This is a genomic window from Nesterenkonia halobia, assembly GCF_039536005.1.
In the GTDB taxonomy this organism is placed as follows: domain Bacteria; phylum Actinomycetota; class Actinomycetes; order Actinomycetales; family Micrococcaceae; genus Nesterenkonia; species Nesterenkonia halobia.
On sequence record NZ_BAAAYG010000005.1, the window covers coordinates 292,084 to 317,494 of the forward strand.

The window sequence follows — 25,411 nt, forward strand, 5'->3', positions numbered from 1 at the left end:
CGGAACGGTCCCGTCCGACCGGCCGGAGCCGTCGTCGGCCGGCCGACGACGGCTCTCGGTGCGAGCCGGGTCAGGACGGGCAGACCGCGCGGGGCAGCTGCTCGCCGGCGGCGTCGAGCATGCACGGCTCGAAGGTGAAGATCACCAGAGTGCCGAGCACGACGATGATCGCTGCGCCGAGGACGAGGATCGTCTTCAGCCACAGCCGCGTGGAGTCCTTCTCCGCATAGTCGTTGATGATGGTGCGCATGCCGTTGGCGCCGTGCAGCATGGCCAGCCAGAGCATCACCAGGTCCCAGAACTGCCAGACCGGGTTGGCCCACTTGCCGGCCACGAACCCGAAGTCGATCTGCGCGATGCCGCCGCCGGACATCAGGTTCACCCACAGGTGCACGAAGATCAGCACCACCAGGGCGATGCCGGAGAAGCGCATGAAGACCCAGGCGGCCATCTCGAAGCTGCCCGAGGAGGTCTTGCTGCGCAGGTACTTGGGATCGATGCGGCCCGAGCGCGGGGCCTCGAGGCTCGTCGCGGGGAAGGCCGCGGGCGTGTTCGTCGTCGTCATCAGTGACCACCCTCCAGGAAGAGCATGACGTGGCGGGCGCTGAAGGCGACCATGGTCACCAGCCAGAGCGCCAGCACGCCCCAGAGCATCTGCTTGTGGTACCTGGTGCCCTTCTTCCAGAAGTCCACCAGGATGATCCGCAGGCCGTTGAAGGCGTGGAAGACGATCGCGCCGACCAGGCCGATCTCGCCGAGGATCATGATCGGGTTCTTGTACGCCCCGATGACGGCGTCGTAGGCCTCCGGAGAGACGCGCACGAGCGAGGTGTCGAGCACGTGCACCAGGAGGAAGAAGAAGATCCCGACGCCCGTGATCCGATGGGCCACCCAGGACCACATGCCTTCACGGCCCCTGTAGAGGGTGCCTCTGGTTCGCGTCACGTCTGTGATACCTCCCTGCGTCGTCGCATGGCGTCCTGCCCGGCGGGTGCTGTCGGTGCGTGCAGATCGCAGCAGGCGGTGCGAGGCGCCTCGGCGCCGGTGCGAGTGCGATCTCGGGTTCCAGGGTACGGCACCGGGACCTGTGACCGGGGTCCGCGATGCTCGCTGGAGGACACGCTGTCGTCGTCCCTCATCGTAGCTCTTCCGCAGGAGACCCGAGTGCAGATGTGTCGGCGCTCGTCGACTCCTCCTCGACTTCTACGTCACGTAGAAATTCGGGGCAGCCCCTGTGTGCGGCGCTGCTCGTCCTCGCCCGCCCGTCGTGCCGGGGATCGCCGCGGCCCCGCCGCGCGCCGCCTGCTCCCGGGCGCCCGGCAACATGTCTACCCTGGGGGAGTGACTTCCGCAGACGAGACTCAGCAGCGCCCCGCCGGCGACCCGGCCGGCCCGGCGCTGGACCGGTTCTACACGGTCATCCCGGCGGGCGGGGTCGGCACCCGGCTGTGGCCGCTCTCCCGCGCCAGCGCGCCCAAGTTCCTCCACGACCTCACTGGATCGGGCACCACGCTGATCCGCAGCACCTATGAGCGGCTGGCGCCGCTGACCGGGGAGAAGGTGATGGTCGTCACCGGCGATCCGCATCGCGACGCCGTCTGCGCCCAGCTGCCCGAGCTCGACGAGGCCGATCTGGTGCTCGAGCCCTCGCCGAAGGACTCGGCGGCGGCGATCGGACTGGCCGCGGCGATCCTGCACCGCCGTGATCCGGAGATCATCATGGGGTCCTTCGCCGCCGACCAGGTCATCGCTCCCGTCGAGGCCTTCCAATCGGCCGCGCGCGAGGCGGTGGTGACCGCCGCGACCGGGCGGATCGTGACCATCGGCATCTCGCCCACCCACCCGTCGACGGGCTTCGGCTACATCCGCCGCGGCCAGGCGCTCGGCGTCGAGGGCGCGCCGAGCGCCCACCAGGTCGTCGAGTTCGTCGAGAAGCCCGGCGAGGAGACCGCCCGGGAGTACCTGGACACCGGCGACTACCTGTGGAACGCCGGGATGTTCGTCGCGCCGGTGGGGCTGCTGCTGCAGCATCTGGCCGCCGCCCAGCCCGAGCTGCACGCCGGCGTGGTCGAGATCGCCGAGGCCTGGGGCACCGAGCGGCAGCAGGAGGTCATGGAGCGGGTGTGGCCGGACCTGCCGAAGACCGCCATCGACTACGCGGTGGCCGAGCCGGCCGCCGACGCCGGCGACGTCGCCGTCATCCCGGGACACTTCACCTGGGACGACGTCGGCGACTTCGCCGCCATCGCCCGGCTGAACCCCGCCAAGGAGCAGGACGCGATGACTGTGCTGGGGGAGAAGGCCCGGGTCTACTCGGACCAGTCCTCCGGCGTCGTGGTCTCCGACACCCGGCGGGTGGTGGCGCTGATCGGCGTCGAGGACATCGTCGTCGTCGACACGGAGGACGCGCTGCTGGTGACCACCACGGACCATGCCCAGTCGGTGAAGCAGGCCGTGGAGGCGCTGCGCGAGAAGGGGGACTCCGATGTCCTCTGATCCCTCCGCCGCCCCCGGGACCGACGACCGGCCGGCCGCGGCCGCGCGGGCCGGCGTCGTCGTCGACGGGCTGGCCGACCGGCTGGTGGCCATGCGCCGCGAGCTGCACGCCCACCCCGAGCTGTCCTGGCGCGAGGTCGAGACCACGGCGCGGCTGGCCCGCTGGCTGCGCGAGGCCGGCCTGGACCCGCAACTGTTCCCCGACACCACCGGCGTCTTCGTCGACGTCGGCTCCGGCCCCGTCGCGGCGGCCTTCCGCGGCGACGTCGACGCGCTGCCGGTGACCGAGCTGACCGGCCACGACCACGCCTCGGTGGAGGACGGAGTCGCCCATGCCTGCGGCCACGACATCCACGCGACCGTGATGCTGGGGCTGGCGCTGAGCCTGGCCGAGCTCGACGCCGCGACGCCGGGAGGACTGGGCGGCACCGTGCGGATCATCTTCCAGCCGGCGGAGGAGACCATGCCCGGCGGGGCGCAGGAGACCATCCGGCTGGGTCTGCTCGACCCGGCGCCGCGGGTCTTCGCCCTGCACTGCGACCCGCGCATCGACGTCGGCACCATCGGCACCCGCATCGGCGCCATCACCTCGGCCACCGACATCGTCCACATCGACGTCACCGGCCGCGGCGGCCACACCTCGCGGCCGCATCTGACCCAGGACGTGGTCTCGGCGCTGGCCCACATCACCGCCACCGCGCCGAGCATCCTCTCCCGGCGCATCGACGTGCGCTCGGCGGTCTCGCTGGTCTGGGGCCAGATCCACGCCGGCAGCACCTACAACGCCATCCCCTCGACCGGGATGCTGGTGGGCACGATGCGCGTGCTGGACGCCGAGGCCTGGAAGGGCGCGGGGGATCTGCTGGCCGAGATCATCGAGCAGTGCGCCGCGCCCTTCGGCGTCGAAGTGGATCTGGAGCATGTGCGGGGGGTGCCGCCGGTGGACAACGCCGAGCGCGAGACCTCGATGATCGAGGACGCCGCCCGCCGGATGCTCGGCGAGGACGCCGTCGAGCTGGCCCCGCAGTCGATGGGCGGCGAGGACTTCGCCTGGATGACCCAGCGGCGCCCCGGGGCGATGTTCCGGCTGGGCACCCGGACCCCGGGCGGCGAGACCTTCGACCTGCACCGCGGGGACTACGCGCCCGACGAGCGGGCCGTCGCCGTGGGCACGCGGGTGATGGTCGGCACCGCGCTGCGGGCGCTGACCGAGCTCGGCTGAGCGCGGCGGAGGCGCGCTCCGGCGCGGAACGTCCGCACCGGGCCGGTCGCCGGGGCCCGGTGACCGTGCCCGCTGACCGTGCCCGCTGACCGTGCCCGCTGACCGTGCCCGCTGACCGGGCGCGGGAGGCGCGCGGGGGACCTCGCGCCGTAGGATGTGCCCATGAGCAACGACGACGCCACCCCACCCTCCGGACGGGGCGCCCGTCCGGAGCCGACCGACGACACCGAGGTCACCGGCAGCCTGCGGCTGTTCCCCGGCGGCGGCGCGGTCGACTGGGAGAAGCTGAACACCCGGGCGCGCATCGCGATGACCCGGGCCTACGCGCCCTACTCGGGCTACCCGGTCGGGGCGGCGGCGCTGCTGTCGGACGGGACGGTCATCTCCGGGTGCAATGTGGAGAACGCCTCCTACGGCGTCGGCCTCTGCGCGGAGTGCACGCTCGTCGGCCAGCTGCGCATGGAGGGCGGCGGCGAGATCGTGGCCTTCACCTGCGTCAACGGCGACGGCGGGCACATCACCCCCTGCGGGCGGTGCCGGCAGCTGCTGCACGAGTTCTCCGCCGAGACGATGTACATGCTCACCGCCGAGGGCGTGACCACGCTGGCCGAGATGCTGCCGCAGGCCTTCGGCCCCCGCGACCTCGCCGAGCGCTGAGCGCCTCGCGACGCCGCACGCGCGCCCGCCGGGTCCGGCGCCGGCGCGCGGCGGCGTCCGCGCCCCTCCCGCAGCGATCTGCTCCCGCCGTCCCGCGCCTCCGCGGGGAAAGGACCCTGTCACCATGAGCCCCACCGAGACCTCGTCGCCCGCTCCCGACGCCTTCGACGTCGTCGAGCTGATCCGTGCCAAGCGTGACGGCGGCCGCCTGGAGTCGGCGCAGATCGACTGGATCATCGACGCCTACACCTCCGGCCGCGTCGCCGACGAGCAGATGTCGGCGATGGCGATGGCGATCCTGCTCCGCGGCATGGAGCGCGACGAGATCGCCCGGTGGACGCAGGCGATGATCGCCTCCGGCGAGCGGATGGACTTCTCCTCGCTGACCACCGCCGACGGCGCGCGCCGGCGCACTGCCGACAAGCACTCCACCGGCGGCGTCGGCGACAAGATCACCCTGCCGCTGGCGCCTCTGGTGGCCAGCTTCGGCGTGCCGGTCCCGCAGCTCTCCGGCCGCGGGCTGGGCCACACCGGCGGCACGCTGGACAAGCTCGAGGCGATCCCCGGGTGGCGCGCCGCGCTGAGCACCGAGGAGATGCTCGCGCAGCTCGACGACGTCGGCGCGGTGATCTGCGCCGCCGGCGCCGGGCTGGCCCCGGCCGACAAGAAGCTCTACGCGCTGCGCGACGTCACCGGCACCGTCGAGGCGATGCCGCTGATCGCCAGCTCGATCATGTCCAAGAAGATCGCCGAGGGCACCGACGCGCTGGTCCTCGACGTCAAGGTCGGCGCCGGCGCGTTCATGAAGACCCGCGCCGACGCCGAGGAGCTGGCCCGGACGATGGTCGCGCTGGGCACCGACGCCGGCGTGGCCACCACGGCGCTGCTGACCGACATGTCGGCTCCGCTGGGGCTGACCGCCGGCAACGGCGTCGAGGTCGAGGAGTCGGCGGAGGTGCTCGCCGGCGGCGGGCCCGACGACGTCGTCGAGCTGACTGTGGCCCTGGCCCGCGAGATGCTGGCCGCCGCCGGACGGCCCGACGCCGACCCCGCCGAGGCGCTGCGCGACGGCCGGGCGATGGACACCTGGCGCCGGATGATCGCCGCGCAGGGCGGCGACCCGGACGCGCCGCTGCCGCAGGCGCGGCACGAGCACACGGTGGCCGCCGCGGAGAGCGGGACGGTCGCGTCGATGGACGCGATGGGCGTGGGCCTGGCCGCCTGGCGCCTGGGCGCGGGCCGGGCTCGGAAGGAGGACCCGGTGCAGGCCGCCGCGGGCGTGCGGATGCATGCCAAGCCCGGCGACGCCGTGACCGCCGGCCAGCCGCTGTTCACGCTGCTCACCGACGAGGAGCCCCGCCTCGAGCGCGCCGAGGAGGCGCTGGCCGACGCCGTCGAGATCTCCTCGCAGGAGGTCTCGCGGGGTGACCTGGTGCTGGGGCGGATCAGCGCCGAGGACGTCGACCCCGCCTCCGACTGAGGGGCGCGATGGGGCCCGGCGAGCTGCTCGACACCGTCAACGAGGCCGTCCTCGACGCCGCCTCCGGCTGGTGGACCCTGCTGGGTCTGCTCTTCTTCTGCATCGTCGACGGGTTCTTCCCCGTCGTGCCCTCCGACTCGCTGGTCGTCGGGCTCGGCTCGCTGCTGGGCGAGCCCGGCACCCCGCCGTGGTTCGGCGTGGTGCTGGTCGCCGCCGGCGGAGCCCTGCTCGGCGACATCATCGCCCATCGGCTGGGGCGGCTGATCGGCACCGAGCGCTTCGGCTGGATGCGCCGACCGACGCCGCGACGGACGTTCACCTGGGCGCGGCACGAGCTCGACAAGCGCGGCGTGCTGCTGATCTTCGTCGGACGATTCATCCCGGGCGGCCGGGTGGGCATCAACTTCGTCGCCGGCGCCACCGGCTACTCCTTCCGGCGCTTCGTCGTCATCGACGCCGGCGCCTCGCTGCTCTGGGCGGCCTACACCACCGCGATCGGACTGGTCGGCGGGCAGCTCTTCGACTCGGTGCTGATCTCGATGGTGGTCTCCATCGGCGGGGCGGTGGTGCTCGGTTGGATCTTCGACCGCGTCTTCCGCCGGTTCACCGCCTGGCTGGACCGCCGCGGCGTGCACCTGGACCCGGAGGGCTATCAGGATCTGGGCGAGCTCGAGGTCGAGGCCCCGGTGCACCTGCCGCACCGGCGGCAGGAGCGGCCGGCGCCGCGCCGCCGGCGTCGACGGCCGAGGAACGGCCCCGGACGCCGCTGAGCCGGGGCGCCGCCGCGGCCAGGTCGCCGACGAGGAGCCCGCCTCACCCGCGGTGGACCGTCTGCACCGTCCGCGGCGGGCGGCCGCCGTGCAGGAAGAGTCCGCGGCCCGGGGGCATGCGGCTCGCCCGCATGCCGTCGACCAGCGCGCCCTCGGCGCGATCGCCGTCCATCAGGAACGTCGCCCCGCCGGTCTCGCGGACGGCGGTGAGGAACGGGTCGTGCATCCCGCGCATGGCCCCGCGCACTCGCCGGGCGGCCAGGACGTTCAAGCCGATGTCCGGCCCCAGCGGGAGCAGCTCGGAGAAGGGATGCATCGGCGACCGGCCGCCGGCGGTGAGCACGTCGTAGTCGTCGACCAGCAGCACCACCCGCGGCCCCTCGGCGCCGCCGTCCGCCGAGGCCGCGGCGGGATCCTCCGGGACGCGGGCGCGCAGCTCCCGGGCGACGCCGCCGGCCAGGCCTTCGGCCAGCTGCGGGCTCGTGGCCGTGCCGCCGAGGTAGGACTCGGGGATCACCCCCTCCAGTCCGCGTCGCGGATCGAAGACGGCGAAGACCAGCTCCTCGGGCGTGTGCCGCTCGATCAGCGACTGCGCCAGCGTGCCCAGCAGCGAGCTCTTGCCGGAGGACTCGTCGCCGAGCACCAGGAGGTTGGGCTCGGCGCCGAGGAGATCGAGGTGCTTCGGCGTGGAGGTGCGCTCGATCAGACCGAAGGGCACCTGCCCGCGACGGGCCGGTGCGGGGAACTGGTCCAGGGGGAGGATCTGGGGCAGCACCTGCACGCGCCGGGCCACCGGCTCGGGCTCCTGTTCTCGGACCGTCGCCGCCGCGTCCTGCTGTCCCTGGTTCAGCGAGTCGATCTCGGCGGCGCCGTCGAGGCGCGGCAGCGCGAGCTGACCGATGAGCCGATCGTGGTTCAGGCCTCGGCCGGGACGGTCGGCGGGCACCTGCTCGGCGACGCGGCGTCCGTGCGCCGACTCCGCGGGCTCGCCGAGCCGCAGCTCCAGCCGGGTGCCGAAGAAGGACTGCTGGGCGATGCGCACCTCGTTCCAGCGCGTCGCGGCCGCGACGACGTGCACTCCGTAGCCGCCGCCGCGGGAGAGGACGTCGTGGACCTGTTCGGCGAGCTCGGCGTGCTCCTGCTGCAGCGAGCCCCAGCCGTCGAGCAGCAGCACCACGTCGGCGGCGTGGAGCTCAGGCAGCTCGCCGGCGGCATGGCGCCGGCGCATCGTGGCCAGCGTGTCGATCTCCTGCTCCTCGAAGAGGCGTTCCCGCTCGTCGAGGATGTCGCTGAGCTCCTCGATCGTGCGGCGGATCGTCTCCCGCGAGGTGCGCGCGGCCATCCCGGCGCTGTGCGGCAGGTCGCGCAGCGGCAGCAGCCCGGCGCCGCCGAGGTCGATGCCGTAGAGCGCCACCTCCCGCACGGAGTGGGTGGCCGCCAGCGACAGCCCGATCGTCCGGAGCGCGGTCGAGGTCCCGGACGACGGCCCGCCCAGCACGGCCACGTGGCCGCCGGCGCGGGCCAGGTCCAGCGTCCACGGTCCCTGCCACTGGTTCGCCGGGTCGTCGAGCAGGCCGACGGGCACCTGCATCGGCCGCCTCCGCGCCGCCCGGAGATCGCCCTCGACAGTGCGGTCCAGCGACACCGCGTCGGGCAGCGGCGGCAGCCAGATCGGCGCGATCGGCCGCGGACGGTCCCGCATCGCCGCGACCAGCGTCGAGAGCACCGTCGGCGCCGTCGGGCTCGTGCCGCCGGGAGAGTCCTCCGCGCCCGAGGAGGTGCCCGAATCCCCGGCACCGACGGACCCTGACGACCTGCTCGCGTCCTCGGCCCCGCGGGCGCGCTCGGCCGCCGCCCGGGCCGCGGCGTCGTGCACCGCGTCCTGGGCGTAGAAGCCGTCGGCCAGCACCGGCAGCTCCTCCTCGGTCTCCACCTCCTCCTCAGCGTCGGTCTCGGCGCTCAGCGGCCCGGAGACGTAGCCGGCCTTGAACCGCGTGTAGGTCGTGGTGTCGACTTTGAGGTAGCCGTATCCGGGCTGGGGCGGCAGATGGAACGCGTCGGGCGTCTCCAGCACGGTGCGGGACTCGCCCTCGGAGAGCGTGCGCAGCCCGATCCGGTAGGAGAGATGGGTCTCCAGTCCGCGCAGCTTGCCGGTCTCGATGCGCTGGCTGGAGAGCAGCAGATGCACCCCGATCGACCGGCCGATCCGGCCGATGGACATGAACAGGTCGATGAAGTCCGGGCGGGCGGAGAGCAGCTCGCCGAACTCGTCGATGATCACGAAGAGATGGGGGAGCGGCTCCAGCTCCTCGCCGGCGGCCGCCCGCTCGGCCCGGTGGGCGCGGTACTCGCCGATGCTGGCGAAGTCCCCGGCGTCCTTGAGCACCTCCTGGCGGCGCAGCACCTCGCCCTCCAGGCTCGCGTGGATGCGATCGATCAGCGTCGCGTCGTCGTTGAGGTTGGTGATCAGGCCCGAGACGTGCGGGAGCTCGGCGAAGGGCGCGAAGGTGGCTCCGCCCTTGTAGTCGACGAGCACCATGGACAGCTCCTCGGGCGGGTGGGTCACCGCCAGTCCGGTCACCAGCGTGCGCAGCAGCTCGGACTTGCCCGATCCGGTGGCTCCGACGCACAGCCCGTGGGGCCCCATGCCGTGCTGGGCGGATTCCTTGAGATCCAGCCGCACCGGCTGGCCGCGGTCGTCGACGCCGATGGGGACGGTGAGGAAGTCCGGCGGCGTCCGCGGGCGCCAGAGCCGGTCGACGTCGTGCGCGTCGACGTCGCGGATGCCCAGATGCGCCGTGAAGCGTCGACGGTCGAGGTCCTCGTCGTGCTCCCGGGAGTCCGGGGAGAGGCGCAGCGGAGCGAGCATGCGGGCGACGCCGTCGGCGACCGCCTCCGGCACCGGGTTCAGCGCCCCGCGGGTGATCTCGGGGTCCAGCGGGTCGGCGGCGCAGTCCTCCAGACGCAGACCGTCGGGGGTCTGGACGATGCGCAGCGAGACCTCCTCGGGCTCCTGGTGCTGGGCCGCGACGAGATGCAGCGACGTGATCGCCAGGTCTCCGGGCCGCAGCGTGGGATCCGGCAGCGACGGCGCGGAGGCCGCGCCCCCGTGGGCGAGGTCGAGCATCAGCAGGCGCGGCTGGGCCACGGCGGGACGGGTGGAGAGCGTGGTGCGGCGGACCTCGGCGTGACGCTGGTGCCGGGCACGGATCTCCTCGTCGAGCAGATCCCGCAGCGCGGCCGAGGACGGGGCGACGCGGTTCAGCGGGCCCCGGGCGGTCGGGCGACGCTGGTCCAGCACATGGGGCAGCCGCGAGAACCAGAGCCAGTCCTCGCGCAGCGCCGGCGGCACCGCGGCGGCCAGCTGCAGATCCTCGGGACTGTGCAGAGCCGCGGCGGAGAGCGTCAGCGCGCGCAGCACCTGCTGGCCGAAGGACGCGTCACCGATGATCGAGACGGTGTCGTGGCGGGCCAGGTCCACCAGCAGCGGCACGTCGGGTGCCGCGCGGAAACGGCGCACCAGGGTGTCCAGCTCCTGGGAGAGGTGCGGATCGGGGCGCTCGCCGGGGGATTCCTCGCCGCCCTCGAGAGCCAGCTGACGCACCGGAGCCGTGCCGGTGCCCAGGCGCACCCGCAGGAAGTCCTCATGGCCGCGCCGCCGCTCCCACAGTCGGTGAGGATCCGAGACGACGTCCACCAGCGCCTCGGGCAGCGGGTCGCAGGCCCGGGCGGCGGTGCGGTGTGCGCGTTCGTCCTCCAGCAGCTGATGGCGACGCTCCTCGAGATAGTCGAGATAGCCGTCGCGCAGCGTCTTCCGCCGGCGTCCGGCCCGTCCGCGCTGGGAGACGAGCATGACCACCGCCCCGACGACGGTGACGATCATCATCAGCGCGCCCACGGCGGCGAACGGCGAATCGCGGAAGAGCATCATCACCGTCATGGAGCCGGCCGCGCCGAGCATCGGGATCAGCCCGAGGAGCCCCGAGCCGCCGCTCGACTCCTCGCCGACCAGCGGGGGCCGGCGGATCGTGGTGGTCTCCGCCGGTCGCGCCGGGGCGGTGGAGCGCGCGGGGCGGTGGACCAGCCGCACCCCGGAGCCGGCGTCGTCGGAGCCGGCACCGCCGGGTCCGGCGGTCGCTCGGCCGCGCGACGGCGACGGCTCCGGCGAGGCGGCGCTCCGCGCGACAGCGGACTCGGCGATGCTCATCGGGTCTCCTGGGCGGCGGGCCGCGGGCCGGGGGAAGCGGCGAGCGACAGCGCCGCCGCGGCGAGCTCGACGAGCTGCAGGCGCCGCTGCTCGCCGATGCGCTCCAGGGAGATCGGGAGGCCGGGAGCCAGGTGCCGGTCATGATCGACCAGCAGCGGGGCTGTGCCGGAGGCCGCGCCGAGCACGTCGTAGGCGCCGCGCCGTTCGGTCGAGGTCGCCGGGCGGGTGGCGGAGACGACCGGCAGGATCGGCACGTGCGGAGCGTGACGGCGCACTCGGTGCAGATGCTCGGCAGTCCGCGCGGCACTCGACGGCGCCGCCCCGGAGACCAGGATCAGGCAGTGCATCTGCTCCAGGGAGGTCGTCGGCACCGGCATCGCCGACGGCGGCAGCTCGAGCACCGAGACGCTGAACGCCCGGGCGAGCAGGTGGTGGAGCAGCACGACCTCCTCGGCGGCCGGTGCCGGAGGGGCCGTCGGGTCGGGGTCCCGGTCGAGCAGATGCAGCGACGACCCTGCCCGTCCCAGACTGCGGTGCAGGCCTGCCGCCGCCCGGTCGGGGCTGGTCGGGTCGGCCACCAGCCGCCGCCAGGAGGAGACGGGCACCTGCTCCGGCAGCCGGGCCGCGACGCCCGACGGGGTCGGTCCCATGTCCACGACGGAGACGGCGTCGGCGCGCGCCGCGGCCAGGAGCAGTCCGACGGCGGCGGTCAGCGTGGACCGGCCGACGCCGCCGTCGACGCTGAGCACCCCCACGCGGCGGCCGGTGGTCACCGGCAGCCGGCATCCGCCGAGCGCCCGCTCGTAGGCCTCGGGGAACGCGTCGTCGCCGAGCAGCCCGCGCAGGCGGCGCAGCATCCGCCGGGGCGTCGGATCCCCGTGGCGGTCGCGCAGCGCGGCGACGTCCTCGTCGGGAGCCGGCGCCGATCCGCGGCGCCCGGATGCGGCGACGCTGGCGCCGTCTCCGTCGGGCCCGGGGCCGGGGGCGGCGGAGCCGGTCGGCGCGGGGTACGGGGCGCCTGCGGCGTCCGGCGGGGCGGGGGAGAAGGACGGCGCGGCGTGCGGGGCCGGATCCACGGCCGGGGAGGGCCGCGGGGACGGGGCGGAGGGGACGGTCATCGAGCGCTCACTCCTGGAACGTGGTGGTCAGCTGGGCATACAGGCCGAAGAGACCCAGCAGCAGCGGGATGAGGGTGATCGTGGCCAGCACCTCGGCGCGTCGCGCGGTCAGCCGCAGCCGCGCGCCGACGTGCTCGGGGCGACGGGCCAGGGTGAGCGCCAGCGGCAGCGCGGCGACCACGACCAGGACCGCCAGGACTCCGGCGCCGGCTCCGCGTTCGGCGAAGTGGTGGGCGAGCAGCGTCGCCGAGACGGTGGCCGAGCCGAGCAGCGCCGCGCGTTCGAGGGCCAGCGGCATGCTGCGGGCGCGCAGCGCGGTCAGCGCGGCGACGACGACGGCCATCGCCGGGCCCCACGGCGAGGCTCCGGCGGCGAGCAGCCCGTGCACCGCCGCGGCGCCGGAGGTCGCGCAGAGCAGCACCCCGCCGGCGAGGCCGAGATGCGCGGCGGTCCAGGCGCCGCGGACGTCGGAGACAGTGGTGCGTCGTCCCGCGGAGACGCGGTCGTCGAGGGCGTCCAGCCCGGAGAGGGCCAGCGCCGCCCGCGGCGCGAGCCCCAGCATCACTGCGGTCGTCGCCCCGGCGACGCCGGCGGCGTGCCCGGCGGAGCCGGTGAGCAGCGCCGGGACCGCCCAGCCGGCGGCGAGCACCGCCGTGGTCGTCGCGCAGACAGCCAGAGCCGCCCAGTTCCGGCGCGAGATCTGCCAGGCGCACAGCGCGGCGGCTCCCCAGAGTCCGGGCAGCCATCCGCTCCACGGGTGCTCCGGCAGTCCCTGGACCAGTGCGAGGCCCAACGAGGCGGCGCCGGCGACGAGCAGCTCGGCGTCCCAGCCGATCCGCCGGCAGGGGATCGCGGCGAGGACGGCGAGCATCGCCGCGGCCGCGCCGAGCGACCACCATGACGGGACGGCCGGGGCCAGCAGATCCGTGAGCACGGTGAGCGCGCCGACCAGCGCGACGGCGACGACGGCCGCAGAGCCGGCCCGGTCGAGGTCGACGGCCCACCGGCGATCGAGCTCCGGGCTCAGCGCCTCGGCCGTCTCGGTGACGTCGTAGACCAGCGGATGCGGCACGGCCTCGTCGAGCCGGTCCAGCGCCAGCAGGCTGCCGTCGCCGACGCCCGCCTCGGCGAGGCTCTGCTCGGCGTGCAGCGAGGGGCCGCCGACGGGGGTCAGCGTCGTCGTCCGGGGCGCCGAGCCGCGATGATCGCCGCCGACGTGCCGGAGGATCTCCGGCATCAGGCTGCCGAGCGGCTGCCGGGCGGGCAGCAGCAGCTCCACGCTGCGCCGCTCGGCGGTGACGGTGACGCGGGTGTAGCCGGGGCTCATCGCACGACCTCCGCGACGAACGGCGCCGCCGTCCCGACCCCGTGGTCCGGGGCGACCGGGGAGGCGGGCGCCGAACGGGCCGCGTCCCGGTCGGCGAAGAGGTCGGTGATGAACGAGTAGCCGACGCATCCGGCGCAGAGCAGCGCGGCGAGGACGAGACTGATCAGCGTGGTCCGCACGCCGACGTCGTAGCGCCGGCGGGTGCGCTCCCGCCCGTGCAGCAGCGCTTTGAGCAGGCGATGTCGTCGGACCGAGACCGATTCGAGGATCTTCTCGTCGTGGTCGATCGTCACTGCGTCACCTGTCCTGCTCGTCCTGGGTGCTCGCCGACGGCGCGCCGTCGTCCGGCGCGACCGGCGCGGCGGGCGGCGTCGTGGGGCGAGAACATGGCCGTCGCCTCACCGGATGCTGTCAAACCCTCCGGCGGCCCCGGAGGCGATGTCGAAGATTCCAGGTTTCGGCCGGCCTGTCCAGCGGAGCACCGCCGCTTGTGGAGAACACGCGACCTCCGGACTGTCGGGGATCGGGGTTGTGGATGACTGTTTGACGCGGCCTCCCGGACCCGATGAGCTGAGGGCCGTGCGGCACCGGAGGATTCCGGGCCCTCGCAGCCGGCCCCGGACCGCCGCGGGTCGGAGGACGACACACCCAGAGACACCTCGCAGGAGGGGAGCAGCCATGAAGTTCGACATGGGGAACGAGACCCTGGGGACGCTCGCGCAGCGGACCGAGCAGTCCGGCACGGAGCTGACCTCGCTGGTGCGCCAGCTGGCCGCGGCGGCGGATCCGCTCCAGGGCCGGTTCAACGGGCAGGGGCGCGCACAGTTCGACAGCTTCAAGAGCCGCGTCGACGAGATCTCCCACGAGCTCAACAGCGCACTGACCGCGATCAACCGCGGCCAGGCCGAGATGGACGCGGCCACCCGGACCGGCGACCAGGAGTCGGCGGCGAACGCGGAGCGTCAGCAGAGTGCGGCGAACTTCGACGCCGCGCGCTTCGCCGGACGCTGAGCGTCGGGGCGCGGCCCGGCAGGACTGCAGGACCACAGGACCACGAGCCGCCCGGCGGGGCCGCGGCGGACGGAAGGAGACACCACGATGACGACGGACCGCATTTCCTACGACACCGACGCCTCCGGCCAGGTGCAGGGCGACATCGAGCAGATCGCCGCCCGGCTGGAGACGCTGATCAACGACCGGGACCAGCAGGTCGCCGCGGCGATGTCGGATTTCCAGATGGACGGAGCCGACGCGGAGTACCGCTCGGTGGAGCAGCGGTGGCGCTCGGCCTCGGACGAGGTCAAAGGGATCATCCAGCTGGTCCGCACGACGCTGTCGGAGAACGACCAGACGGCGCAGTCGACCCAGCAGCGGACCCGCAGCGCGATCAGCGGCATCGGCTGAGTCGCCCTGACCGTCCCGTTCACCCGCCCGACGGCCCGGACCACCCCGGCGGCGGCGCGGACTCCCGCCGCGTCGCCGCCGACCGATAGGCTGACACCATGACTGCGACTTCCGCTCCGGAGAGCACCGGCCCGTCCCAGGACCTGCACGAGACCATCCGCCCGCTCCCCAAAGTCAGCCTCCACGACCATCTCGACGGCGGGCTGCGCCCGTCGACGATGATCGAGCTCGCCGCCGAGGTCGATCATGAGCTGCCCGCCGACACTCCGGAGGCGCTCGCCGACTGGTTCGTCCGAGCCTCGACGTCGGGGTCCCTGGAGGCGTATCTGGCCGGCTTCGCGCACACCACCGCCGTGATGCAGACGGCCGAGTCGCTGCGCCGCGTGGCCCGCGAGTACGTCGAGGACCTGGCCGCCGACGGCGTCGTCTACGGTGAGGTGCGCTGGGCCCCCGAGCAGCACCAGCAGCGGGGCCTGTCCCTGGACGAGGCCGTCGAGGCCGTCCGGGCCGGACTCGACGAGGGGGTCGCCGCCGTCGAGGAGCAGGACGGCATCATCATCGTCGGACAGCTGATCTCGGCGATGCGGCAGAACGACCGCGGCGACGAGATCGCCGAGCTGGCGGTGCGGCACCGCGGCGCCGGCGTGGTCGGCTTCGATATCGCCGGACCGGAGGACGGCTTCTCCCCGGCCCGGTTCGCCGCCGCCTTCACCGAGCTGGCGACGCAGATGGTCCCGACGACGGTCCACGCCGGGGAGGCCGACGGCGTGGAGTCGATCCGCGACGCCCTCGTCTCCGGACGGGCCCGCCGCCTGGGCCACGGCGTCCGCATCGCCGAGGACATCAGCGTCGTCGACGATCCGGCGGCCGCCGAGGAGGAGAGTGCCGCCGAGGACGAGCAGGTCTACCAGGTGGAGCTCGGCCCGGTCGCCCGCTGGGTCCGCGACCGCGAGGTCCACCTCGAGGTCTGCCCGACCTCCAACCTGCAGACCGGGGCGACGGCGGGATTCGGCCCGGAGCTGGCCGACCACCCCGTCGACATGCTCCACCAGCTCGGCTTCAACGTCGGCATCAACACCGACAACCGGCTGGTCTCGGGCGTCACGCTCACCGGGGAGCTGGCTCTGCTGGCCTCGACCTTCGGCTACGAGCTGGCCGAGCTGGCCGACTTCCAGATCAACGCGCTGGAGGCGTCCTTCCTGGGGCTGGACGAGCGCGAGGCGCTCTCGGGCATGATCCTCGAGGCCTGGCAGTGATCCGCGCCGCGTGACCTCGCAGCAGCCCTCCTCCGTCTCCGACCCCGGGGCCGACTCCGTGTCCGACGTGCCTGCCGCGGACGGCGATGCCCTCCTCCGTCTGCGGCGGGTCGTCGACGCCCTGCGCCTCCACTGTCCCTGGACCCGTCGGCTGACCCACGAGAACCTCGTGGAGTATCTCGTCGAGGAGTCCTACGAGACTCTCGAGGAGATCGAGTCCGGTCGCGTCGACGAGTCGCTGCGTCGGGAGCTCGGCGACGTCCTCTTCCAGATCGTGCTGCATGCCCGGCTGGCCGAGGAGCGCGGCTCCTTCGACCTGGACGGCGTCGCGGAGGCGATCACCGCCAAGCTGGTCCGGCGCAGTCCGCACGTCTTCACCCCGGAGGGTCGGCTGGCCGTCGACGAGCATGCCGATCTGGAGAGCATCCAACAGGCCTGGGCGCGGATCAAGGCCGAGGAGAAGGCCGGCGAGTCCGGCGGGGCGCCGCCCCGAGGGGCCGTCGCGGACCGCGCCGACGCCGCCGAGCCCGCGGAGCCGGAGGAGGCCGAGGAGCCCGGGGAGGCCGCGGCGCTGGCCGCCGTCGTCGACTCCCTGCCGTCCCATCTGCCCGCCCTGGCCCGTGCGGCCAAGACGGTGGACCGGATCGCGCGCGACGGCGCCGCGCCGGCGGACGAGCCGGCGCGGCCGGACGCCTCCTCGCCGCTCGGCGCGGCTGACGAGGACGCCCTGGGTGAACTACTCTTCACTGTGGTGCACGAAGCCCGTCGTCGGGACCAGGACCCCGAACGCGCGCTGCGCCGCCATCTGACCTCGCTGGCGCAAGGGCGCGTCGGCCCCCGAATGTCACACCATCAGCAATAAGGAGCCGACAGACATGTCTCTCATCGCCAGTGTGTATGGCCGCGAGATCCTCGACTCGCGAGGCAACCCCACCGTGGAGGTGGACGTGCTGCTCGACGACGGCAGCTTCGGGCAGGCGGCGGTGCCCTCGGGCGCCTCCACCGGCCAGTTCGAGGCCGTCGAGCGCCGTGACGGTGACGAGGGCCGCTACCTCGGCAAGGGCGTCACCGGCGCGGTCACCGCGATCAACGACGTCATCGCCCCGGCCCTCGAGGGGCAGGACGCCACGGAGCAGCGCCAGATCGACCAGGTGCTGCTCGACCTCGACGGCACCGACAACAAGAACAGCCTCGGCGCCAACGCGATCCTGGGCGTCTCGCTGGCCGTGGCCAAGGCCGCCTCGGACGCCTCCGACCTGCCGCTGTACAAGTACCTGGGCGGGCCGAACGCCCACCTGCTGCCGGTGCCGATGATGAACATCCTCAACGGCGGCTCCCACGCGGACTCCAACGTCGACATCCAGGAGTTCATGATCGCTCCGATCGGTGCGGCGACCTTCGCCGAGGCGCTGCGCTCCGGCGTGGAGGTCTACCACGCGCTGAAGGCGCTGCTGAAGGAGAAGGGCCTGGCCACCGGGCTCGGCGACGAAGGCGGCTTCGCGCCGAACCTGCCGTCGAACCGCGAGGCGCTGGACCTGATCACCGAGGCGATCACCCGGGCGGGCTACACCCCCGGCGAGGACGTCGCCCTGGCCCTGGACGTCGCCGCCAGCGAGTTCTTCTCCGACGGGGCCTACACCTTCGAGGGCGAGCAGAAGACCCCGGAGCAGATGAGCGCCTACTACGCCGAGCTCGTCGAGTCCTACCCGCTGGTCTCCATCGAGGACCCGCTGGACGAGGACGACTGGGACGGCTGGAAGACGCTGACCGAGCAGATCGGCTCGACGGTCCAGCTCGTCGGCGACGACCTCTTCGTGACCAACCGCGAGCGGCTGGCCAAGGGCATCGAGAACGACACCGGCAACTCGCTGCTGGTGAAGGTCAACCAGATCGGCTCGCTGACCGAGACGCTGGACGCCGTCCAGCTGGCCCAGCGCAGCCGCTACACGACGATGATCTCCCACCGCTCCGGCGAGACCGAGGACACCACGATCTCCGACATCGCGGTGGCCACCAACTCCGGGCAGATCAAGACCGGCGCCCCGGCGCGCTCCGAGCGGGTGGCCAAGTACAACCAGCTGCTGCGCATCGAGGAGGAGCTCGGCGACGCCGCCGCCTACGCCGGCACCTCGGCGTTCCCGCGCTTCTCCCGCTGAGCCTGCGACGCTGAGCCTCCGACGCTGAGCGCCGAGCGCGCAGCGACGCCCCGTCCTGCGGCCGGGTCCCTCGCGAGGGGCCCGGCCGCAGGCGTCTCCGGTCTGCCGCCGGGACCGATCCTCCCGGTCAGCGCGTGTCCGGCGCGGCGCGGCCCCGGCGCCGCACTACTCTGAAGGTCCGACGTCGACACCGGCGTCGCAGCAGGTCGTCGACAGACGGCGGCGCCGAGGTCCGCGCCGCCGGGGATGGGAGGTGCCGTGGCCGCACGTCAGGACCGCGCCGCTCGCCGCCTCGCCGAGCGCGAGCAGGTCTCCGGCGAGATCCGCATGCCTGCCCGCGCCGCGGCGCGCCGCGGCGGCCGGACCGGCTCGTCCCGCCCCGCCGCCTCCGGCCGCACCGAGACGCCCGCCGGCGGCTCCGCCGACGGCACCGGCTCCGGCGGTCGCAGCCCGGTCAGCGCCCGTGCCCGGGTCCCCGAGCGGACGATCTCCGGACGGATGATCGTGCTGACCGTGGTCGCCCTGGTGGTGCTGTCCTTCCTGGTCCCCACCGTCCGCACCTATGTCCAGCAGCGTGCAGAGCTCGGCGAGCTCGAGTCCGAGATCTCCGCCGCGCAGCAGGAGCAGGACGAGCTCCAGGACCAGATCGCCCGCTGGGACGACCCCGAGTACATCCGCCAGCAGGCCCGCGAGCGGGTGGACCTGGTGATGCCGGGGGAGAAGCGGTATCACGTGGTCGGGGACCTCGACGCTCAGGACGAGGACGGGGCGACGCCCGCCGACGGCGAGGTCCGGCATGATCTGCCCTGGGCCGAGGCGCTCTGGGATTCGCTGGTCCGTTCCGCGGTGGATTAGTCTCGACGTCGACGGCCGGTGTGACCCGGCAGACATCCGTGGCCGCGACGCGTCGGCGGTCGCAGCCCCCGCCCCGGCCCCGGCACCGGCCGCCCGAGCCCGTCCCATCAGAACCCGGCGACGTCGCCGGCGCGCAGAGGAGATCGCAGATCACGATGACCCAGCACGAGGCGACGCCGTCGGAGCAGGACCTGGAGACGCTCAGCCGCCAGCTGCGCCGCCCGGTGCGCGACGTCGTGGAGATCCCCGCCCGCTGCCGCTGCGGGAATCCGCTGGTCGCCGCGACCGCTCCGCGGCTGTCGAACGGGATCCCCTTCCCGACGACGTACTACCTGACCCATCCGACCATCGTGCAGGCGGTCTCCCGGCTCGAGGCCGCCGGCGTGATGGCCGAGATGACCGAGCGGCTCGCCGACGACGCGCAGCTGGCCGCCGGCCACCGCGCCGCCCACGAGGACTACCTCGAGCGTCGTGAGCAGATCCGACGGCGGGCCGGGCTGGATCCGGTCTGGGAGATCGACGGCGTCAGCGCCGGCGGCATGCCCGGACGCGTGAAGTGCCTGCATGTCCTGGTCGGCCACGCCCTCGCCGTCGGTCCGGGCATCACCCCGCTGGGAGACGAGACCCTGGAGCGCCTCGCGGAGGAATGGACCCCGCAGACGTGCACCTGCGCGAGCGCCTGGGACCACGACGCCGAGGTCCCGACCGAGGACCTCAGCCGCCACGTCCGGCGCCGGAGCTGAAGGAGCAGACATGCGAGTTGCCGCCATCGACTGCGGGACGAATTCCATCCGCCTGCTGATCGCCGACGTCGGACGCCGGCCCGAGGAGGAGCGGACGGAGCCTCATGATCCCTACGGGCATCGCCTCGGCTGCCCGGTGCGGACCTCCCCGCTGACCGACGTGGTGCGCCAGATGATCGTGGTGCGGCTCGGCGAGGACGTCGACTCCGCCGGCCGCTTCTCCGAGGCCGCCCTCGAGCGGACCTTCGCGGCGGTCGACCAGTACGCCGCGCTCATCCGCCGGCACGACGTCGAGGCCGTGCGCTTCGTGGCCACCTCGGCCACGCGGGACGCGGCGAACCGCGACGTCTTCATCCAGGGGGTGAAGGAGCGTCTCGGGGTCGAGCCGGAGGTCATCCGCGGCGGCGAGGAGGCCGGGCTGTCCTTCGCCGGCGCGTCGTCGCTGCTGGACCCGGATCCGGCGCGGAAGGTCCTCGTCGTCGACCTCGGCGGCGGCTCCACGGAGTTCGTGCTGGGGACCTCCGCGGGCATGACCCACTCGATCTCCACCGACATGGGCTGCGTGCGCTTCACCGAGCGGCATCTGCACAGCGATCCCCCGGAGGAGACCGAGACCTCGATGGCGAGCTTCGAGACGCTCTCCTTCCTGGAGGACGTCTCGCAGGTGATGCCGCTGGACGAGACCGACGTGGTCATCGGCGTGGCCGGCACGGTCACGACCGTCACCGCCCACGCCCTCGGGCTGGAGGACTACGACCCGGATCTCATCCACGGCGCGGAGATCGACCTGGACCGGTACCAGCAGTCCGTGGACCAGCTGCTCACCGCGTCCCGCGACGCGCGCGCCCACATGCCGTTCATGCATCCCGGACGTGTCGATGTCATCGGCGCCGGCGCGCTGATCTGGGGCACCATCCTCGACTACGTGAACACGGTGACCGACGGGCGCGTGACCTCCGCGGTGGCCTCCGAGCATGACATCCTGGACGGCATCGCCCTCTCGCTGGCCGCCGGTCGCGAGCCGCAGGTCGCCGGATGACCGGAGGACCGACGCAGACGATGAGCCTGATGTCCCCGCAGAGCCCGGAGCCGCCGCGCCGGCGCCGTCCCCGCCGTCGTCCCCGCCGCCTGCTGCGGTCGACGGCGGTCGTCGGCGCCCTCGTCCCGCTGCTGCTGGCCCCGCAGGTCGGAGGCGTCCCCTCCGCCGAGGCCGACGCCTGGCGCGAGGCGCAGTACTGGCTGGACACCTACGGCGTCGCCGAGGCCTGGAAGACCACCCAGGGCGACGGCGTGCGGATCGCGGTGATGGACACCGGCATCGACGCCGAGCATCCTGCGCTGCAGGGCGCGGTCGTCGGCGGCACCGACGTCTCCGGCGGGGGCGACTCCGACGGCTCCCCGGTGGAGCAGATGACCGCCGAGCACGGCACGCTGGTCGGGTCGCTGGCCGCCGGCCGCGGCACCGAGGCCAGCGGCGACGACCCCGAGGACCTGCCCGAGCCCCACGACTTCGAGGACTTCTCCGAGCAGGACTGGAAGGAGTTCTGGGACGACCTGCGGAAGGAGATGAGCTCCTCCGGGGCGGCCGGTTCCGGCGTGGTCACCCGCGAGGCGCTGACCTCCGGCGCGGTGCGGGCCTCCGACCTGGTCTCCGGCGCGGCGATGTCGCCGAACTCGGCGCGCACCTCCGGCGTCGTCGGCGTCGCGCCGCAGGCGGATCTGCTGAGCATCTCCATGTCGCTGGAGATCCCCAGCTCCTACGGCGTCCCGCTGGAGCAGCAGGTCGTCGACGGCGTGGACTGGGCGATCGAGCACGACGCCGACATCATCAACATGTCCTTCGGCCTGCCCAACCAGCAGGAGTGGCCGAAATCCTGGGACCGGGCCTTCCAGCGGGCCGAGAAGAACGACGTGCTGGTCGTCGCCGCCGCCGGCAACCGGATCTCCGGGCAGTGGAGCGTCGGCGCACCGGCCTCGATCCCCGGCGTGGTCACCGTCGCCGGGGTCACCGAGGAGGAGGAGATCAGCCAGGACGCCTCGGCACAGGGCATCGCAGTGGATCTCGCGGCACCTTCCGAGCCGCTGGTCGGGGCGGTGCCCGAGGGCGGCTACGCGCAGTGGTCGGGCACCTCCGGGGCTTCGCCGATCGTCGCCGGGGCCGCGGCGCTGGTGATGGCCGCCCATCCGGACCTGCCGGTCGCCGAGGTCCGCCACCGCCTGCTGACCACCGCCGAGGACGCCGGCCCCGAGGGCGTCGACCCCGAGTTCGGCCGGGGGATCCTCGACGTCGCCGCCGCCGTGGGCCGCGACGACCTCCCGGACTACGACGCGGCGGACTACCAGTCGCTGGCCGACTGGGTGCGCATCCACCGGCGCGGGGAGTCCGACACCTCCCAGCACGTCGACATCCCCGAGGACTCCGGGGTGACGCCGGGACCGGAGGGCGATCCTCGCGCCCGCCCGCAGCCGGAGGAGGACGAGACCGTCCAGGACTGGGCCGGGGCGACCACGCTCGGCGTCGCGGCCCTGGTGGTGGTGCTGATCGGCGCCGGCGCGGCCGTCCATCTGGGTCGGCGGAGGCGTCGCGTCACAGGTCGCTGAGCCCCGACGTCGGACGGAGTAGACTGCTGATGTTGCGCATCGCACTGTGGCGGTGGAGCACGGCGACGCCGCCGTGGTCCACCGCCACAGGCCTGTGCGAGCAGTTCACGTTCACGTCAGCAACACGGCTAGGATGACTCCATGGCAACCTCGCAGAAGCTTTCAGACAAACCGCGCACGCTGATCGTCGGAGGCGGCTACGTCGGCCTGACCGTCGCGCAGCAGCTGCAGAAGAAGGTCAAGGAGGCCGGCGGGGTCGTGACTCTGGTCGACCCGCTGCCCTACATGACCTACCAGCCCTTCCTCCCGGAGGTCGTGGGCGGACATATCGAGGCGCGCCACGCCATCGTCTCGCTGCGCAAGCACCTGAAGGACACCGAGGTGGTCGTCGGCACGGTCACCGCCGTGGACCACGAAGGGCGCGGCGCAGTCGTCGAGCTGGACGACGGATCGGTCGTCGAGCTGCCGTACCAGGACATCGTCATGGCCGCCGGCGCGACGACCCGCACCTTCCCCATCGAGGGGCTGGGCGACCAGGGCGTGGGGCTGAAGACCATCGAGGAGGCCGTCTACGTGCGGAACCAGATCCTCGACAACCTCGAGGCGGCCTCGACGATGACCGACGAGGCGGCCAAGGCCCGCGCCCTGACCTTCACCGTGGTCGGCGGCGGCTTCGCCGGCATCGAGTGCATCGCGGAGATGGAGGACCTCATCCGCTCCGCAGTGGACGCGAATCCGCGGCTGAGCCAGTCGGACGTGCGCATCGTCCTCGTCGAGGCCATGGGCCGGATCATGCCCGAGGTCTCCGAGGAGCAGGCCGAGGGCGTCGTCGAGCACCTGCGTTCGCGCGGCATCGAGGTGCTGCTGAACACCTCGCTGGGCTCGGCGACCGAGGGCGAGCTGCAGCTGATCAACATGGCCGACAAGTCCGAGCTCGACCGCTTCGAGTGCGACGTGCTGGTGTGGACCGCCGGCGTGGCCGCCAACGAGGTCGGCAACTCCTCGGGCTTCCCGGTCGACGAACGCGGCCGCGTGAAGGCCTCCGCGACGCTGCAGATCGTCGACGACGAGGGAGCGCCCATCGAGCACGCCTGGACCGCCGGCGACGTCGCCGCCGTGCCGGACCTCACCGGCGCCGGCCCGGGCGGCTTCTGCGTGCCGAACGCCCAGCACGCCCTGCGGCAGGCGAAGATGCTGGCCAAGAACCTGCTGGCCGCCCGTGCCGGCGAGGCGCCGACCGAGTACAAGCACGAGTCGCTGGGCGCCGTCGCCGGGCTGGGCCTCTACCAGGGTGTGGGCAACCCGATGGGCATGAAGCTGAAGGGCTTCCCGGCCTGGCTGGCCCACCGCGGCTACCACGGCCTGGCCATCCCCACGGTGGAGCGCACCGCCCGCGTGGCCAGCAACTGGATCAACGAGCTGATCTTCGGCCGCGACATCACCCCGCTGCGCGACCTGGAGTCTCCGCGTCGTCAGTTCGAGAAGGCCGCCGCCCGGGCGAAGAAGAAGTGATTCTTCCTCCGGCCTCTGCCTGACCTGCTTCTCCGGTCGCCGGCGGGCGGGATGGGCGATGAGGACCCCCGAGGACGACGGCGGGCCGCCGCGGCGGATCTACGATGGATCCGCACGGCGGCCCGCCGTGCGCGTCTCGGCCCCCATAGCCCAATCGGAAGAGGCAGCTGATTTAAAATCAGCACAGTCTGGGTTCGAATCCCAGTGGGGGCACCGACCTGTCGCGGCGTCCGGCTCAGCCGGCCTGGTCGAGGTCGGCCTGCATCTCGGCGTGCATCGCCTCGGCGGCCTCCTGCGGCGTCTGCCGCTCGAAGAGGACCTCCTGGGAATAGCGGTAGATGTGGTCCGGGAAGCCGGAGGCGCCCTCCGGCGGGATCGGCGTGGGGTCGCCGACTTCGGCGTCGAGCTCGGCGGCGTAGTCGGCCAGGACCTGCTCCTGCTCGGTGAGCTCGTCGCGGATGGTCTCCAGCGCGCCCTCGGCGGCGGGCATGCCGCGGTCGGTCAGGTTGATCTCCGCCGACTCCTCCGAGGTGGCGAGGAACGCGATGAAGTCCCGGACCTCCTCGGGATGCTCGGTGCTGGAGGAGCCCGAGTAGAACATCGAGGGCTTGAAGAACATCTGGTGGTCGCCGTCGCCGTCGGTGCTGGGCATGCGCAGCGGGGTGAAGCTCGAGTCGGCGTACTCGGAGAGGCCGCCGATCATCGTGTCCCACCAGGTGCCCATCACGGCCTCGCCGCGGCCGTTCATCGACTGCTCGGCGGATCCGGGCGGCTGCTCCTCGGCCGAGGCCGAGGGCGGCGGGTAGCCGCCCTCGGCGAGCAGGTCCAGCTGGAACTGGAAGTATTCGGCGGCGTCGGCGGGCTCGAAGCCCAGCTCGCCGGCGTCGGTGGTGACCTGCTTGCCGTGCTGGCGCAGCCAGGTCTGCAGCCCGGCGGACTCGAGCAGCGGGCTGACGCCGTATTCGCCGGTGGCCTCGGCGAGCTCGGCGGCGTACCCGCTGAAGTCCTCCCAGGTCCAGGAGGTGTCGTCGGGCAGCTCGACGCCGGAGTCGGCGATCATCGAGTCGTTGGCCGCCAGCGTCATCACCGTCATCCCGTGCGGCATGGCCCAGACGCCGTCGTCGGTGGCGCCGGCGTCGCGCACGCCCGCGGCGAGGCCGCTGAAGTCCATGGCGGAGAGGTCCAGCAGCGTGCCGTTCTCGGCGTACTCGCGGAGATAGAGCGCGTCCATCTGGATGACGTCGGGAGCCTCGCCGGCGGCGGTCTGGGTGGCCAGCCGGTCCCAGTAGCCCGACCAGTCCGAGTACTCCGGCTCGATCGTGACCCCGGGATTCTCCTCCTCATAGATGTCGATGAGCTCCTGGGTGTTCTCGTGCCGGCCGTCGTGGCCCCACCAGTAGAAGCGCAGCGTGACGTCGCCGTCGTCGCCGGCGGCGGATCCGGCGCCGCAGCCGGAGAGCAGCAGGGCCCCGGCCGTCAGGACGGCGGCGGGGGCGAGGCGGCGGTGGACAGAGCGGTGCATGGGGCAGGTCCTCCCAGAGGTCGTGATGTGTCTCACAGAGATACTGTGACCGATCACATTTCGCGCGTCAAGAGGGGTGGCCGGC

At 73.2% G+C, this 25,411-nt stretch carries 22 protein-coding genes and 1 tRNA gene; 16 read left to right on the plus strand and 7 right to left on the minus strand.

All coding sequences use genetic code 11. The annotated features are described in order from the left end of the window. Nucleotides 1-70: 70 nt before the first annotated feature. Together ABD652_RS07915 and sdhC are read right to left on the minus strand one after the other, a co-directional pair. Complete coding sequence (locus tag ABD652_RS07915; RefSeq protein WP_153143068.1) at nt 71-565, minus strand: succinate dehydrogenase hydrophobic membrane anchor subunit; 495 nt, start codon at nt 563-565, stop codon at nt 71-73. After that, nucleotides 565-945 carry a succinate dehydrogenase, cytochrome b556 subunit gene (gene sdhC, locus ABD652_RS07920; protein ID WP_344719988.1) on the minus strand — a complete coding sequence of 127 codons (381 nt, stop codon included), beginning with the start codon at nt 943-945 and terminating at the stop codon, nt 565-567. Before sdhC ends, ABD652_RS07915 begins: the two co-directional genes overlap by 1 nt. 396 nt (nt 946-1,341) lie before the next feature. Here sdhC and ABD652_RS07925 point away from each other — a divergent pair, with 396 nt between their 5' ends. The 5 genes from ABD652_RS07925 (at nt 1,342) to ABD652_RS07945 (ending at nt 6,625) form a co-directional block, all read left to right on the plus strand. After that, on the plus strand, nt 1,342-2,496 hold the full coding sequence (locus ABD652_RS07925) for a mannose-1-phosphate guanylyltransferase (RefSeq protein WP_153143069.1): 1,155 nt from the start codon (nt 1,342-1,344) through the stop codon (nt 2,494-2,496). Further along, complete coding sequence (locus tag ABD652_RS07930; protein ID WP_344719991.1) at nt 2,486-3,718, plus strand: amidohydrolase; 1,233 nt, start codon at nt 2,486-2,488, stop codon at nt 3,716-3,718. Before ABD652_RS07925 ends, ABD652_RS07930 begins: the two co-directional genes overlap by 11 nt. A gap of 162 nt (nt 3,719-3,880) precedes the next feature. Beyond that, nucleotides 3,881-4,375 (plus strand): cytidine deaminase, encoded by a 495-nt coding sequence (locus tag ABD652_RS07935; RefSeq protein WP_344719993.1) that lies wholly within the window; start codon nt 3,881-3,883, stop codon nt 4,373-4,375. 124 nt (nt 4,376-4,499) lie between these two features. After that, entirely contained in the window at nt 4,500-5,855 is a 1,356-nt protein-coding gene (locus tag ABD652_RS07940) for a thymidine phosphorylase (RefSeq protein ID WP_344719996.1), read from the plus strand. A gap of 8 nt (nt 5,856-5,863) precedes the next feature. Beyond that, a complete protein-coding gene (locus ABD652_RS07945) occupies nt 5,864-6,625 on the plus strand; it encodes a DedA family protein (protein ID WP_344719998.1) in 762 nt (253 codons plus the stop codon). 43 nt (nt 6,626-6,668) lie between these two features. Here ABD652_RS07945 and eccCa read toward each other — a convergent pair whose 3' ends face one another. Genes eccCa through ABD652_RS07965 form a run of 4 tightly spaced genes read right to left on the minus strand, consistent with a single transcriptional unit; the run spans nt 6,669 to nt 13,570 of the window. Continuing rightward, nucleotides 6,669-10,832: a type VII secretion protein EccCa gene (gene eccCa / locus ABD652_RS07950; RefSeq protein WP_344720000.1), complete on the minus strand. Its 4,164-nt coding sequence runs from the start codon at nt 10,830-10,832 to the stop codon at nt 6,669-6,671. Beyond that, nucleotides 10,829-11,950 carry a CpaE/TadZ family protein gene (locus tag ABD652_RS07955; protein ID WP_344720002.1) on the minus strand — a complete coding sequence of 374 codons (1,122 nt, stop codon included), beginning with the start codon at nt 11,948-11,950 and terminating at the stop codon, nt 10,829-10,831. Before ABD652_RS07955 ends, eccCa begins: the two co-directional genes overlap by 4 nt. A 7-nt stretch (nt 11,951-11,957) precedes the next feature. After that, entirely contained in the window at nt 11,958-13,277 is a 1,320-nt protein-coding gene (gene eccD / locus ABD652_RS07960; RefSeq protein ID WP_344720004.1) for a type VII secretion integral membrane protein EccD, read from the minus strand. After that, the gene (locus ABD652_RS07965; RefSeq protein WP_344720006.1) at nt 13,274-13,570 is read right to left on the minus strand and encodes a hypothetical protein; all 297 of its coding nucleotides are present in this window, start codon (nt 13,568-13,570) and stop codon (nt 13,274-13,276) included. The genes eccD and ABD652_RS07965 overlap by 4 nt, the downstream gene beginning before the upstream one ends. A 385-nt stretch (nt 13,571-13,955) precedes the next feature. Between ABD652_RS07965 and ABD652_RS07970 the strand changes: the two genes are divergently transcribed. The 11 genes from ABD652_RS07970 (at nt 13,956) to ABD652_RS08020 (ending at nt 24,017) form a co-directional block, all read left to right on the plus strand. Further along, nucleotides 13,956-14,288, plus strand: coding sequence for a hypothetical protein (locus ABD652_RS07970; protein WP_344720008.1), 333 nt, complete (start codon nt 13,956-13,958; stop codon nt 14,286-14,288). 87 nt (nt 14,289-14,375) lie between these two features. Further along, nucleotides 14,376-14,681, plus strand: coding sequence for a pore-forming ESAT-6 family protein (locus ABD652_RS07975; RefSeq protein WP_153143081.1), 306 nt, complete (start codon nt 14,376-14,378; stop codon nt 14,679-14,681). A 98-nt stretch (nt 14,682-14,779) separates the two neighbouring features. Next, nucleotides 14,780-15,937 carry an adenosine deaminase gene (locus ABD652_RS07980; RefSeq protein WP_344720011.1) on the plus strand — a complete coding sequence of 386 codons (1,158 nt, stop codon included), beginning with the start codon at nt 14,780-14,782 and terminating at the stop codon, nt 15,935-15,937. A gap of 10 nt (nt 15,938-15,947) precedes the next feature. After that, nucleotides 15,948-16,799 carry a MazG nucleotide pyrophosphohydrolase domain-containing protein gene (locus ABD652_RS07985; RefSeq protein WP_344720014.1) on the plus strand — a complete coding sequence of 284 codons (852 nt, stop codon included), beginning with the start codon at nt 15,948-15,950 and terminating at the stop codon, nt 16,797-16,799. Nucleotides 16,800-16,812: 13 nt separating this feature from the next. After that, a complete protein-coding gene (eno, locus tag ABD652_RS07990) occupies nt 16,813-18,093 on the plus strand; it encodes a phosphopyruvate hydratase (protein ID WP_344720016.1) in 1,281 nt (426 codons plus the stop codon). 258 nt (nt 18,094-18,351) lie between these two features. Then, nucleotides 18,352-18,948, plus strand: a complete 597-nt coding sequence (locus tag ABD652_RS07995; protein ID WP_344720018.1) for an FtsB family cell division protein — start codon at nt 18,352-18,354, stop codon at nt 18,946-18,948. A 155-nt stretch (nt 18,949-19,103) separates the two neighbouring features. Further along, complete coding sequence (locus tag ABD652_RS08000) at nt 19,104-19,691, plus strand: DUF501 domain-containing protein (RefSeq protein ID WP_344720020.1); 588 nt, start codon at nt 19,104-19,106, stop codon at nt 19,689-19,691. Between the two features lie 10 nt (nt 19,692-19,701). Beyond that, nucleotides 19,702-20,730, plus strand: a complete 1,029-nt coding sequence (locus ABD652_RS08005) for a Ppx/GppA phosphatase family protein (RefSeq protein ID WP_344720022.1) — start codon at nt 19,702-19,704, stop codon at nt 20,728-20,730. 20 nt (nt 20,731-20,750) lie between these two features. Beyond that, a complete protein-coding gene (locus ABD652_RS08010; protein WP_344720024.1) occupies nt 20,751-22,292 on the plus strand; it encodes a S8 family peptidase in 1,542 nt (513 codons plus the stop codon). Between the two features lie 141 nt (nt 22,293-22,433). Then, nucleotides 22,434-23,804, plus strand: a complete 1,371-nt coding sequence (locus tag ABD652_RS08015) for an NAD(P)/FAD-dependent oxidoreductase (RefSeq protein ID WP_153143086.1) — start codon at nt 22,434-22,436, stop codon at nt 23,802-23,804. Nucleotides 23,805-23,943: 139 nt separating this feature from the next. After that, nucleotides 23,944-24,017 (plus strand) — tRNA-Leu (locus ABD652_RS08020). A 22-nt stretch (nt 24,018-24,039) separates the two neighbouring features. On the opposite strand, the gene ABD652_RS08025 is transcribed toward ABD652_RS08020, so the two are convergent. Then, a complete protein-coding gene (locus ABD652_RS08025; RefSeq protein ID WP_344720028.1) occupies nt 24,040-25,326 on the minus strand; it encodes an ABC transporter substrate-binding protein in 1,287 nt (428 codons plus the stop codon). Nucleotides 25,327-25,411: the final 85 nt, after the last annotated feature.